The organism is Streptomyces sp. PSU-S4-23 (genome assembly GCF_055632315.1).
The window spans coordinates 2,589,424-2,602,845 of sequence record NZ_JBVMUU010000002.1 but is presented as its reverse complement, the minus strand read 5'-3'; the positions used below and the strand labels follow the sequence as shown (position 1 = coordinate 2,602,845).

Genomic DNA, 13,422 nt, shown 5'->3' with positions numbered 1-13,422 from the left:
AGAGCGGGATGACGTTGCGTGAGTACGCGTTCACCCGGTGTGGCGATCCGGTTCGTGTGGTGACGTCCCGTTCGGCCCGCCCCCCGACGCCCCGTCATGACAGATGGATGAAAGGCGTGTCATCTTCGCGCACGCTCTCGGCGGCCGGCCGCAGGGTTGTCGCGCGACCCCCACAGGTCGTGCCACCGGCCGGTGGCAGGAGCCTGTGCCCTCGTTCTCCCCGCCCCGGTGGGCCACGGGGCCGGACCCGGGCGCGCAGGCCGCGGCAGGTCAGCAAGGGGAGGGGGAAGGCGTGTTCACCGAGCAGGTGAGAAGACGGTTCCGGAAGCGGGTACGGCGCACCGTCGCGTTGATCGGCTCCGGGGCGGTGCTGGCGGGGCTGGCGGTCGTCACGGGTCTGCCGCCCGCGCCGGTCCGGCAGGCGCAGGCGGCCGCCGCCGACGGGCCGAGCGGCCCGACGGACGAGACGAAGGTCCCGCACTACTTCGGCCCGTGGCCGAACTGGGCCAACAGCCCGCTGACGCTGTCGAAGGCCCGGGTGACCATCACGTCCACCGCGATGCGGGTGGGAAACCCGCTGGCCGACCGGGCGTTCGCGACCGACTACGCGACGCCGCCGGGCGAACTCGGACCTGTGCTCGTCATCGTGTCCGGCTCTCCGCTTCCCGACGGCACCCTCAAGAGCTTCCAGACCTGGAACCAGGCCACGCCGGGCGGGAGTCCCTCGGCATCCGAGGGCGGCCTCTTCCACGCCTACGTCCTCAGGCCGGCGGGCGCGGCGGACACGTACACCGTGGTGTCCGACAGCGGGCCCCAGACGGTGCCCGCGCCGGCCGCCGCGGCCGGAGAGGTCACGACGTACGACGTCCCCGACGTCGCCGTGCGGGCCGGGGACGTCATCGGCTTCTACGGTGAGGGCGTCCCGGTCGACACGGGTGTCGCCTCCCGCACGGACACCTTCGTCTATCCGGCCGGTGTCGACACCTCCACCACACCGCAGACCAACGTGCCTCCGAAGGAGGGCGGCACGGTGGCGGTGGGCTCGGCGGACTACCCGCGTTACCCGATCCAGGACCGGCAGTACTCCTTCGCGGCGCAGGTGGTCCCCGACGGGACCGGCGCCGAGGCGACGGCCACGGTGGACCCGCAGACCGGCGGCATCGCCTCCATCGACGTGACCGCCCCGGGGCACGGCTATGTCGCGGGCGCGACGTCGGTCACCGTGGACGGCGGCACCACGGCGGCGACCGCGGAGGCCACCGTCAAGGCGACGGGGGCCGTGGTCGGCCTCACGGTCGGCGCGGGCGGCAGCGGCTACGGCGGCTTCGCCGTCGGCATCACCGGGGGCGGCGGCAGCGGTGCCACCGCCACGGCCTCCGGCGGGGTGGACGCCGTGACGATCGCGGACGGCGGGTCCGGCTACACCATGCCCACGGTGGACTTCGACCTTCCCGACGACCCGAACGGCACCGTGGCCAGGGGACATGTCGAGCCGGCCGACCTCGCGGCCGACGGCAGCGTCACCAAGGTGACCGTCGACGATCCCGGCAGCGGCTACAGCGGCGCCCCCGGCGTGGCGGTCCACAACGGGACCCTGGCCGACCCGATCCCCGGCGCCACGGAGGCGAAGGTCTCCAGCAGCCTGAGACTCGTGGGCCTGACGGTGGACACGATCGGCTCCGGCTACACCGGAACGCCCGATGTCACCATCACCGACCCGACGGGCAAGGGCGGCACCGGGGCGGTGGCGAAGGCCGTGACGGACACCGGCGCGATCAGTGCGGTCAAGGTCACCGACCCGGGGGCCGGCTATCTCTCGGCCGGGATGAAGAAGTTCCAGGACGAACTGCCGGTCACCTGCGACCCCAAGGCGGACGGCACGGGCTGCCCCGACGTCGTACAGCTGCAGGCGCCGTCGGCGAAACCGTCGGAGAAGTTCATCCCCCTGGCGGTGCCGGAGCCCGTCACCACCGGCGGCAAGCCGGCCGACGAATACGTCATCGGCCTGGTGCAGTACCTCACCCGGTTCTCCTCGGACCTGCCGCCGACCCTGGTGCGCGGCTATGTCCAGCTGTCGACGGACGCGGTGCCCGGACGGAAGGTCCCGCTCTACAACGAGCTGATGGACGGCACCCGGCAGCCGCTGCCGTACACGGGTGTGACCTCACCGCAGTGGATGGGTCCCCTCATCGCGGCGACCAAGGACCGGCCGGTGCGGATCGTGTTCCGCAACCTGCTCCCCAAGGGCGCCGACGGCGACCTGTTCCTGCCGGTCGACTCCACCGGCATGGGCTCGGGCATGGGCCCGATGGCGATGCCCGCACCGACGAACGACGGCACCGTCACGGACGAGGTGCGCAACCCGGCGTGCACCAACGGCAAGACCGGCTGCTTCCCGGACAACCGGGCCACGCTGCACCTGCACGGCGGCATCACGCCCTGGATCAGCGACGGCACCCCGCACCAGTGGATCACCCCGGCCGGCGAGAACACGGACTGGCCGCAGGGCGTCAGCGTGCAGAACGTGCCGGACATGACGGACGGCACGGGGGCGACCCTCTGCGCCGCGAAGGACGACGGCTGCTCGACGTTCTACTACACCAACCAGCAGAGCGCGCGGCTGATGTTCTACCACGACCACTCCTACGGCATCACTCGCTTGAACGTGTACGCGGGTGAGGCCGCCGGCTACACCATCACCGACGACACGGAGAAGGCGCTGATCGGCAGCGGCACCATCCCCGCTGCGGGTGACACCCTCCCGCTGCTCCTCCAGGACCGCACGTTCGTGCCGGACGACGCGCAGCTCAAGGACCAGAAGGACGCCGCCGGCAAGACCGTCTCCTACGGCCAGGACCCGACCTGGAACACCAGGCGCTGGGGCACCAAGGGCAGCTTCTGGTACCACCACGTCTACATGCCCGCGCAGAACCCGGGCGATCCGTCGGGCATGAGCGCCTACGGGCGCTGGATGTACGGGCCGTGGTTCTGGCCGCCCGCCGGTACTGCCAAGTACGGGCCCATCGCCAACCCCTACTACGACCCGAAGTGCAAGCTGGACGTCCCCTCGACCTGGCAGTACCGGACCGACCCGTTCTGCGAGCCGGAGCAGATCCCCGGCACGCCGAACATCTCGATGGGCATGGAGCAGTTCAACGACACGCCCGTCGTCAACGGGGTCGCCTACCCGAAGGTGACGCTCCAGCCGAAGACCTACCGGATGCGGCTGCTCAACGCCGCCAACGACCGGTTCTTCAACTTCCAGTGGTACACCGCCGACCCGAAGCAGGGCGACGGCACGACCGAGGTGGCGCTGAAGCCGGGCGAGCTGGCGGCGGCGCAGACCGACCCGACGGTGTCGCCCACCCCCGTGGACGCGAACAACGACGCCGCCGGGCCGGACTGGATCCAGATCGCCAACGAGGGCGGCTTCCTGCCCGCGCCGGCCGTCGTCGACGGTCAGCAGCCGACGACCTGGATCACCGACCCGACGCGCTTCGACGTCGGCAACGTGGACAAGCACTCGCTGGCTCTCGCACCGGCCGAGCGGGCCGATGTCCTGGTGGACTTCTCGAAGTTCGCCGGCAAGACGCTCATCCTGTACAACGACGCCCCCGCGGCCTATCCGGCGCGCGTCCCGTCGTACGACTACTACACGGGCGCACCGGACCTCAGCCCGACCGGCGCACCGACGATCCTGCCGGGGTACGGGCCCAACACCCGTACGGTGATGCAGGTGACCATCGCGGACACGGCGCCGGCCGCGGCGTTCGACCTGACCAAGCTGCGGGCCGCCTTCCGGCACCACGCGGACGGCTCCGGCGTCTTCGAGTCCGGGCAGAACCCGCTGATCGTCGGGCAGGCGGCCTACAACTCGGCGTACGGTACCGCCTTCGCCGCCAGCAGCAACTGCAACGTCCCCAACACGTCCGTGAACACCTGTGACGGACTGGTCCGCGTGAACGACACGTCGACGTTCGGCTTCAACACGCTCAAGGCACCGGCCGCCAAGATGACGATGCCGCTGCAGCCGAAGGCCATCCACGACGAGATGAACGCGACCGCGTTCGACGACTTCGGCAGGATGCAGGCCAACCTGGGGGTCGAGGCGCAGCCACCCACTCCGGGGGCACAGAACGTGACGCTGTATCCGTACATCAACCCGCAGACCGAGCTGATCGACGGCACCGACCTGCCCAAGGCCGATATGAAGGTCACGCCCATCAGCACCAACGCGGACGGCACCCAGATCTGGCGGTTCACCCACAACGGGGTGGACACGCACCCCATCCACTTCCATCTGTACGACGTCCAGGTCCTCAACCGGGTGACCTGGGACAACATCGTGATCCGGCCGGACGCCAACGAGCTGGGGTGGAAGGACACGGTGCGGATGAGCCCACTGGAGGACACGATCGTCGCGCTGCGGCCGGTCGTGCCGACGGTGCCCTTCGAAGTGCCGAACTCCGTCAGGCCGCTCGACCCGGCGATGCCGCTGGGTGACACGTCGATGTTCAACAACGTGGATCCGCAGGGCAATCCGACGGCGGCCATCACCAACAAGCTGGTGAACTTCGGCTGGGAATACGTCATCCACTGTCACATCCTCAGCCACGAGGAGATGGACATGATGCGTCCCGAGTCGCTCGCGCTGCCGCCGCTGAAGGCGAGCGGGCTCTCGTCGGACGTCGTGGGCACGGGCACCAGCGCCCGGATCCGGCTGTCCTGGCAGGACGACTCCATCAACGAGACGTCCTTCGTCGTCCAGCGGTCGAGCGACGGCACCGCATGGGCCGACGTCGGCACGGTCGACTCGCCGCTGGACCGGCCGAACGTCCACGAGGCCCGCTCGTTCGTCGATCCGACGGCATCGGCGACCACGCCGTATCTGTACCGGGTCGTCGCGCTCAACAGGGTCGGATACGGCAGCGAGTTCCCGAGCATGACGGTGAAGTCGGTGTCGGACCCGCTCGGCGTCAACGTCCCGCAGCCTCCGACCGGCCTGGCCGCGGGGCTGCGGAGCGGGCCGAGGCTCAGCCTCACCTGGCGGGACAACGCGACCAACGAGTCCGGGTTCGTCATCGAGCGGTCCGCCGACAACGGCGCGACGTTCACGCAGATCGGCACGGCCCCGGCCCGCAGCAGGACCGGGAAGGTCAGGTTCGTGGACGGCACCGTCGCCCTCGGGTCGACCTACCAGTACCGGGTCTCGGCGACGAACGCCGCCGGGCGCAGGACGACGCGTCCTCTCACGGTCCGGGTGACGCTGCGCTCACCCTGGTGACCGGGACACCGGCCGCGGCCGGGCGATGACGCACGACAGGAGGGCGGGCCGTGGGCCCGCCCTCCGGCGCGTGTCCGGCGAGGACGCGCACCGTGGCACCGGCGGCCGGTCGTGCCGCGCTCGCCGGGCCGGACATGTTCCCCCGCCGGCCCGGACGCAGCGGACGCGGCCCGCGTGCCCGTGCGTGGCACAGTGCGCCGATGGGGGAGCCGCCGTGTGAACCGCCAGGCGGGTCCGGTCCGATGAGGGGGCGTGAGCGAAACGAACCGGGGGAGTCCGGGCGACGGCGAGCTGCTGCGGGCCGTCGCCGAGGGGGACCGTCGCGCCTTCGAGGAGCTGTACCGCCGTTACGCACCGTGGCTCGTGCTGCGGTTGCGGGGGCGGTGCGCCGATCCGGCGCTGGTCGACGACGTGGTGCAGGAGACGTTCCTGGACGTGTGGCGGGGGGCCGCCCGCTACCGCCGTGACGGCGACGTGGCGGGCTGGCTCTGGCGGATCGGGTCGCGCCGCCTGGTGGACGCGCTGCGCGGCGACGGGGCCCGGGGCCGGCTGCGCCAGGCGCTGTCCCGGCTGCGCCATCGCGACGAGGTGTCCGCCGAGGAGCAGGTGCTGGCCCGGGTGCAGCACGGCGACCTGGGGGCCTCGCTGGCCGGGCTCTCGCCGGAGCTGCGGGCGGTGGTGCAGGCGACGGTGATCGACGGTCTGACGACGCGTGAGGCGGCCGTGCTGCTCGGCATCCCGCCGGGCACGGTCAAGACCCGGGCGATGCGCGCCCGGAGGCAACTGCGGGAAGGCCTGGCATGAGCTGGCACGTGGAGGACGGGGACCTGCGGGAGTACGCCCAGGGGAATCTGACGGCGCCCCGGCTGTGGTCCGTCGAAACCCACCTCGCCGCCTGCGCGGACTGCCGGGCGGCCCTCTCGGCCCATGTCCCGCCCGCCGAGATCAGCGCCGGCTGGGCCCGCCTGGACGCCGAGCTGGACGCCCCGAGGCCCGGTCCGGTCGAGTCGCTGCTGATCCGGATGGGGGTCGCCGGCCACACCGCGCGGCTGCTCGCCGCGACCCCGGTGCTGCGCCGGTCCTGGCTCGGGGCCGTGGCGCTCACGCTGCTGCTCGCCGTCGGCGCGGGACTGGCCGCGTCGCCGCTGATGCTGCTGGCCACCGCGCCGCTGCTGCCGCTTGCGGGGGTGGCGGTGTCGTTCGGGCCGGGGCTGGACCCGACGTACGAGATGGCGGTGGTCGCGCCGATGCACACCTTCCGCCTGCTGATGGTGCGGACGGTCGCGGTGCTGTCCACGACGACGGCGCTGAGCGGGCTGGCGAGTCTGGCGCTGCCGTCGTTCGGCCTGGCGGCGCTCGGCTGGCTGCTGCCGGCGCTCGCCCTGACCGCGACGGGGGTCGCGTTGACGGCCCGGCTGGGGCCGGTCCTGGCGCCGGCGCTGGTCGGCGGCGGCTGGACCGCCCTGGTGGTGCTGAACCTGCTGCTGGCGTCCGGGACACCGGTGCCGTTCACCGCCGTGGGCCAGGGCGCGGCGGCGGCGGTCGCGGTGGTGGCGACGGCGCTGCTGGTGGCGTCGCGGGACCGCTTCGACAGCGGCCGCCCGCTCGCTCCTTCCCTTCGATCCGTCCCCTTCACGGCCAGGAGGCTGTCATGACACCCCCACCCACGGTCTCGGCCGTCGGGCTGACCCTGAGCCACCGCGGTACGAGGGCGGTGGACGATGTGACTCTGCGGCTCGGCGAAGGCGTCACCGGCCTGCTCGGGCCGAACGGTGCGGGCAAGACGACGCTGCTGCGGATCCTGGCGACGGCGACGCCGCCGGACACCGGGGCGCTCAGCGTCCTCGGGCACGATCCGGGCACGGTCCGCGGACGGCAGGAGGCGCGCAGGGTGCTGGGCTATCTGCCGCAGAATCCCGGGTTCCACCCGGAGTTCACCGCCTTCGAGTTCGTCGACTACGTGGCGATCCTGAAGGAGCTGACGGACCGGCGGGCCCGGCACGAGGAGGCCCGGCGGGTTCTGGACGCGGTCGGTCTCGCGGATGTGCGCGGCAAGCGGATCAGGAGACTCTCCGGTGGCATGCGCCAGCGCGTGGCGCTGGCGGCGGCCATGGTCGGCGATCCGGGGTTCCTGGTGCTGGACGAGCCCACGGTCGGCCTTGACCCGGAGCAGCGGATGCGGTTCAGGGAGCTGATCGCGCAGGCCGGCGAGGGCCGCACGGTGCTGCTGTCCACCCACCAGACGGAGGACGTGGCGATGCTGTGCCGCCGGGTGGTGGTGCTGGACAAGGGCCGGGTGCGGTTCGAGGGCACGCCGGCGGAGCTGACGGCGGTGGCCGACGGCCGCGTGTGGAGCAGTGCGGAGCGGCAGCCGGGCGCCCGGGCCGGATGGCGCACCGGGGCGGGCGAGTTCCGCAACGTCGGGGATCCGCCGGCGGGCGCCCGGCTGGTCGATCCGACGCTGGAGGACGGCTACCTCCTGGCGCTCGGCGGCGGCACGGTGCCGGAGGCGGCGGCATGACGGCCGTGACCGAGGCCCCGGTGGCGGCCCCGGCGCCGGGCGCGGGCGGGCGGCGGGCGGTGATGACGCTGGCCCGGGTGGAGGCGCGTCGCCTGCTGCTGCACCCTCTGGTGCTGGTCGCCGTGACGGTGTACCCGGCGTTTCTGCTGTGGCGGGGCGGTGGCGCGGACGACGCCTACCCGGTGCTGCAGGACGCCGACCGCGAGACACAGCTGGGACAGGTGCTGCTGGGCCTGGCCGCGCTGATCGCCGCGAACATGGCGGTGCTGCGCTCCCACCGGCACGGCACGGACGGGCACTTCGGGGTACTGGTGATGCCGCCCTGGCAACGCACCTGCGCCCATGTGCTGTCGGTGCTGCCGACGGCGTTCGTGGGGGCGCTGATCGTGGCCGGGCAGTTCACGGCCGCGGCGCTCCGTCCCGGCGCGGTGGGACACGGGTCGGTGTTCGAACTGCTGACCGGGCCGCTGCTGGTGCTCCTGCCGGCGGTCCTGGGGGTGCTGCTCGGCAGGGCGGTCCGGTCGGCGTTCACGGCGCCCATGGCCGCCGTCGCCCTCCTGGCGTTCACCTTCGTCTTCGTGCCCTCCGCCCGGACCGGGGCCTGGCTGCGCGGGATGGCCCCGGTGCTGTTCGACGAGGGCGCACGCCCGCTCCCGTCGGATCTGCTGGGGCGGCCCGCCGGATGGCACGTGCTGTATCTGCTGGCGCTCTCGGTGCTGGCGGCGGCGGGTGCGGTACGGGTGAGCGGCGGCCGGACACGGGCCGTACGGGCCACCGCCCTGGGGGCTCTCGGCGCGGTGGTGATCGCTGTCGTGTTCCAGGGCATGGCGCCGTCGAAGGCGGTGACCGAGGAGCGTGAGGTGGCGACCCGCGATCCGGCGGCGGTGCAGCACTGCGAGCGGCGCGGCGTGACGACGTACTGCGCCTTCCCCGAGTTCACACCCTGGATCGGCGAGTGGACCCGGGTGACGGTCAGGGTGCGGTCGATGGCCGGCGCGCCGCAGGCGACGCGGGCACTGACGGTGCGGCAGCGGGTCGCCGCCCTCGACGGGCCGTCGGGCCAGGCGGAGCCGGCACCCGCCGCGCCGGGCGAGGTGACGGCCGGTACGGCGTGGGGCGGCGAGCCGGAGCTGGAGTTCGCGGCGAGCGTCGCCCGGGGTCTGGTGGTGGGGGACGAGCACTACCACGGGGCGTACTGCGACGCACGGGGAGTCCTGATGGCCTGGCTGGCGATCCGCGCGACCCGGAACGGCGCGGCCGCGGCGGCCGGGGGCGGCGTCAGCAGTCCCGGGCTGATCCCGGCACCGGTGAACCCGATCTCCCTGCGGGACCGCGAGTACGCCGTGCTCCAGCGGCTGCTCGCCGAGCCCCGGGGGGAGGCGGAGCGCCGGGTGAAGGCGTCCTGGGCGGAGCTCTCCGCCCCCGGTACGACCACCGACCGCGCGGCCGCCCTGCTGGGCGTCGGTGCCCCGGCGGAAACGGCCGCGGACCGCGAGTGGATGTGCGCATGAGGCGGCGGGCGACGGTGGTGGCGGCTCTGGTGCGCCCCACGGTGCGGTCGCTGCCGTGGTCCCGGCTCGCCACCGGCTGGGGGCTGGGGCTGGTCATCGCCGCGGTGCCGGTGCTGTTCTCGCCGCAGTCCTCGGCCCGGACGCTGGTCGACGTGGTACGGGGGGCCGCGTTGTGCGGGGCGGTGGGGACGGCGTTCGTCCTGGACGACCCGGCCCGGCACACCACCGGCGTGCCTCCCGTGCCGCGCCCGGTGCGGCAGGCGTTGCGGGCGGCCGTGGTGCTGCTCTTGGGCGCGGCGTGGTGGACGGCCGTGCTGGGCGTGGCCCGGGCCGGTGCCGGCGCCGGGCAGGGGGCCGGGGTGCCGTCGGGGGCGGTGACCCTGGAGGCCGGCGCGCTGTCCGGGCTGGCGCTCGCCCTGGCCGCGGCGTCGGTGCGGTTCAGCGAGGCACGGGCGCCGGGACCGGGCGTGGCGGGCGCCGTGCTGGCGCTGCCGGTCACGGCCGCCGTGCTCCTCCCGCCCCGCGTCACGCCGTTCGTGCCGCTGGGCGATCCGCGCTGGGCGGACGCACATGAGCTGTGGTGCGGGGTTCTGGCCACCGTGCTTGCCGCCTGGGCGGTCTGCGGGCCGGAGCCGCGCCGCCGGCTCCGGGGCGCGGGCCTCCGGCACGGCGGAGGCGGGTGACTCGGCTCGGGGGCCCGGCGGCGGAGCCCGAAGGAGCCACGGCAGTCCTCACCGTCAGTCCTCGGAGCCCCCGCCGGCCTCCTTGGCCGGCCTGGGCCGGGCGGCGGCCGGCGTCCTGCGGCGCGGGCGGAGGGGACGGCCACGACCTCCTGCCGCCGATCGGCGCCGCCGTCCGACGCCGCCGGCACGGTGCCGCCGCCGGCACGGTACCGCCGCCGGCCCACCCGGCGCTGGTTCCCGGCGGTTTACCTGACGGCTCGATCCGGCAGTCGTCACCCGGCAATCGTCCCCGGCGGTTCAACCCGGCGGGCGTCACCCGGCGCTCGTCACCCGGTGGGTGTCGCCTCGCCGACGGCGGTGCGTGTGCGCAGGCCGCGGGCGACGACCGGCGGCATCGCCGTGCCCAGCGCGGCGAACGCCACAGCCAGGGCCGCCCAGCCGAGCGCCCCGTGGCCGAGCACCAGCCAGATGAAGACCGCGGGGGCGATCATCTTGCCGATGTCGGCGCCCATCGCATGCGTGGCCTGGTACTGGCCCTGGGCGTGGTCAGGGGCCAGGTCGAAGGCGATGCCCCAACTGCCCGCCGCCTGCCGTACCTCGCCGAGGGCGTGGGCGACGGCGCCCAGCGCGAGCAGCAGACAGGCGGGCACCAGTGCTGCCTTGTCGCTCAGTGCGAACACCAGACAGGCGGCCGCGACACAACCCGCGCCCTGGAGGCTGGCCCGCGCGGCGGCCGTCGGATCGTCCACGCCCCGGGCGGCCCGGGTCTGGACGGCCACCACCAGGACCGTGTTGAGCAGCAGGATGGCCGCGCTCATCCAGCGAGGCGCCCCCGTGTGCCGCAGCACCCACAGGGGCAGCACCACGTCGAGCAGCACGGTGTGCGTGGTCAGCAGCCCGTCCAGGGCGGCGAAGGTGAGGTACGGCACGTCGCGCAGCACCCCGAGCGCGGGGCCCGCCGAGGCCGGGACCGGGGGCACGGACGGTTCCTTCACCGTGAGCAGGCCCGTGATCAGGAAGGTGACGGCGACGAAGCCCACCGCCGCCTGGTACGCCTCGCGGGACCCCACGGCCAGGACGAGACCGGCGAGGCAGGCCCCGACCGAGACGCTCGCGTTGGAGGCCGCGCGTATCTGAGCGAGCACGGTCACCCGGTTCGCCGAGGGGATCAGCCCCGCGATCATGGCCTTGCGGGCGCTGCGTCCCGCCCGGTAGGCGATGCCCTGGGCGGAGACGACGACCAGGTACGGCCAGAAGTCGGTGACGAACAGCAGACCGCACGTCAGCACGGTCAGCACCAGGAACGACCATATCTGCACGGTGCGCGGGCCGGCCCGGTCGGCGAGATGGCCGAGCGGGATGCTGCACAGCAGGACGATCCCGGCGGCGACGCTCACGCTCACGCCGAGTTGACCGGACGTCAGGTGCAGTACGGTCACCGCGTAGACGGCGCTGAGCGCCATCCACAGCCCCTGGCCGAGCGTCATCACCATCACGATGACCGTCAGCAGCCGCGCGGGTCCGGGTGGAGGCAGGAGGGATCTCATGTGGCCGGCACTCCTCGCTCGTTTCTCTCCCGCTTGGTACTCCCGGCGAGGCTAGGCCACGCCCCGACTGCCCGGCCCTTGGGCCCACAAAGGGAGTTGAGCGCGAAAATCCCGTTCTGCTCGTTGAGTTCACCGCCCCGCGGAACACGCGGCACGAGACCAATGGGCAGAACAGGATTTACTCGTTAAACAAGCAGTGCGCTCGCAACGGCACAGCCCGTGCGGGGCACCGCTAGCGTCGGTCCGGCTTCCCGTCACCGGAGTTCGGACCGACATGACCACAGCACTCGACCGGCGTCTGGGCGCCGGTCTGCTCCACCACGCCAGCGTCCGTCCCGACCGCGTCGCCCTGACCGTCGGGCGCCGTGACTACACCTACGAGGAGACCGCGGCCACCGCGCGGCGCTGGGCGGCCGCCCTCGTCGAGACGGTGGCGGGCCCGCCACGCCGGGTCGGGGTGTTCGCCCACCGCAGCGAGGTCGGCTATCTGGGCGTGGCCGCCGCGCTGTTCGCCGGCGCCGCCTTCGTACCGCTGAACCGGAAGTTCCCGGTGGCGCGCACGCTCACCATGCTGGAGCGCGCCGACGTCGACGCCGTCCTCGCGGACGCCGCGTCGGCCGCCCAGCTCCCCGGACTGCTGCGGCAACTGCCGTACCGCCCGGTCGTCCTGCTGCCCGACGCCAGGCGGTCCGAGGTGCCGGGCCTCGACGGGCACCGGGTGCTGGACGCCACCGACCTCGCGGGGTTCACGGCGGCGGCGAAGCTGCCCGAGCCCGCCGCCGACGACCCGGCGTACCTGCTGTTCACCTCGGGCAGCACGGGCGTGCCCAAGGGGGTGCCCGTCACCCACGCCAATGTGCGCGCGTTCCTCGACGCCAACCAGGACCGCTACCGGCTGACCCCCGACGACCGGCTCACCCAGACCTTCGACCAGACCTTCGACCTGTCGGTGTTCGACCTGTTCATGGCCTGGGAGAACGGCGCCCGCGTCTGCTCCATGGACCCCATCGAACTGCTCGCGCCCTTCACGTACCTGGAGCGCAACGGCATCACCGTCTGGTTCTCGGTGCCCTCGGTCGCCGCCGTGCTGCGCCGGCGCGGGGTGCTGCGGCCGGGCACGATGCCGACGCTGCGCTGGAGCCTGTTCTGCGGGGAGGCGCTGCCCAGGGCCACCGCCGAGGAGTGGCAGGCGGCGGCGCCGTACTCCACCGTGGAGAACCTGTACGGGCCGACCGAACTCACCATCGCCTGCACCGCGTACCGCTGGGACCCGGCGGCCAGTCCGGCCGAGTGCGTCCACGACAACGTGCCCATCGGACGGCCCTATCCGGGCCTCGACGCCCTGGTCGTCGACGAGCGGCTGGCCGACGTCCCCGAGGGCGAACCGGGCGAGCTGTGCCTGGCCGGGCCGCAGACCACCCCCGGCTACTGGCGGGCGCCGGAGCTGACCGCGCAGCGGTACTTCGAGCGCGCCGGGCGGACGTACTACCGCACCGGCGACCTGGTGCGCCGCCTGAACGGGCAGTACGTCTGCCTCGGCCGCAACGACCAGCAGGTCAAGATCGGCGGTCACCGCGTCGAACTCGGCGAGATCGAGGCCGTGCTGCGCCGCGCCGGGGCCCTGGAGGCGGTGGCCCTGCAGTGGCCGGACGCCGGAACGATCACCGCCGTGGTGTCCGGTGCCGGCGACCCCGCGGCGCTGTCCGACGCCTGCGCGGCCGGTCTGCCCGCCTACATGGTGCCGAGGTCCGTGCAGGTCGTCGGGGAGATGCCCGTCAACGCCAACGGCAAGGTGGACCGCCCGGCGCTGCGCCGGTGGCTGGAGCAGCGGACGCCCGGCCCCCGCTGATCCCGCCGACGTCCTACGGCATCGCAC

General features: G+C 73.5%; 8 protein-coding genes. 7 read left to right on the top strand and 1 reads right to left on the bottom strand.

Annotated features, from left to right (window positions below):
* Window positions 1-292 precede the first annotated feature (292 nt).
* The 6 genes from ACZ79I_RS12550 to ACZ79I_RS12525 all read left to right on the top strand — a co-directional run bounded on the left by ACZ79I_RS12550 (window position 293) and on the right by ACZ79I_RS12525 (window position 9,999).
* Window positions 293-5,284: a multicopper oxidase domain-containing protein gene (locus ACZ79I_RS12550; RefSeq protein ID WP_471496989.1), complete on the top strand. Its 4,992-nt coding sequence runs from the start codon at window positions 293-295 to the stop codon at window positions 5,282-5,284.
* A gap of 252 nt (window positions 5,285-5,536) precedes the next feature.
* On the top strand, window positions 5,537-6,088 hold the full coding sequence (locus ACZ79I_RS12545) for an RNA polymerase sigma factor (protein ID WP_471496987.1): 552 nt from the start codon (window positions 5,537-5,539) through the stop codon (window positions 6,086-6,088).
* Entirely contained in the window at window positions 6,085-6,939 is an 855-nt protein-coding gene (locus ACZ79I_RS12540; RefSeq protein ID WP_471496985.1) for an anti-sigma factor, read from the top strand. The genes ACZ79I_RS12545 and ACZ79I_RS12540 overlap by 4 nt, the downstream gene beginning before the upstream one ends.
* On the top strand, window positions 6,936-7,805 hold the full coding sequence (locus tag ACZ79I_RS12535; RefSeq protein WP_471496983.1) for an ABC transporter ATP-binding protein: 870 nt from the start codon (window positions 6,936-6,938) through the stop codon (window positions 7,803-7,805). The genes ACZ79I_RS12540 and ACZ79I_RS12535 overlap by 4 nt, the downstream gene beginning before the upstream one ends.
* A complete protein-coding gene (locus ACZ79I_RS12530; protein WP_471496981.1) occupies window positions 7,802-9,316 on the top strand; it encodes an ABC transporter permease in 1,515 nt (504 codons plus the stop codon). Before ACZ79I_RS12535 ends, ACZ79I_RS12530 begins: the two co-directional genes overlap by 4 nt.
* Window positions 9,313-9,999 (top strand): ABC transporter, encoded by a 687-nt coding sequence (locus tag ACZ79I_RS12525; protein ID WP_471496979.1) that lies wholly within the window; start codon window positions 9,313-9,315, stop codon window positions 9,997-9,999. Before ACZ79I_RS12530 ends, ACZ79I_RS12525 begins: the two co-directional genes overlap by 4 nt.
* Before the next feature lie 326 nt (window positions 10,000-10,325).
* Here ACZ79I_RS12525 and ACZ79I_RS12520 read toward each other — a convergent pair whose 3' ends face one another.
* On the bottom strand, window positions 10,326-11,546 hold the full coding sequence (locus tag ACZ79I_RS12520) for an MFS transporter (protein WP_471496977.1): 1,221 nt from the start codon (window positions 11,544-11,546) through the stop codon (window positions 10,326-10,328).
* 274 nt (window positions 11,547-11,820) lie between these two features.
* Between ACZ79I_RS12520 and ACZ79I_RS12515 the strand changes: the two genes are divergently transcribed.
* Window positions 11,821-13,395, top strand: a complete 1,575-nt coding sequence (locus ACZ79I_RS12515; RefSeq protein WP_471496975.1) for an amino acid adenylation domain-containing protein — start codon at window positions 11,821-11,823, stop codon at window positions 13,393-13,395.
* The last annotated feature ends 27 nt before the right edge of the window (window positions 13,396-13,422 follow it).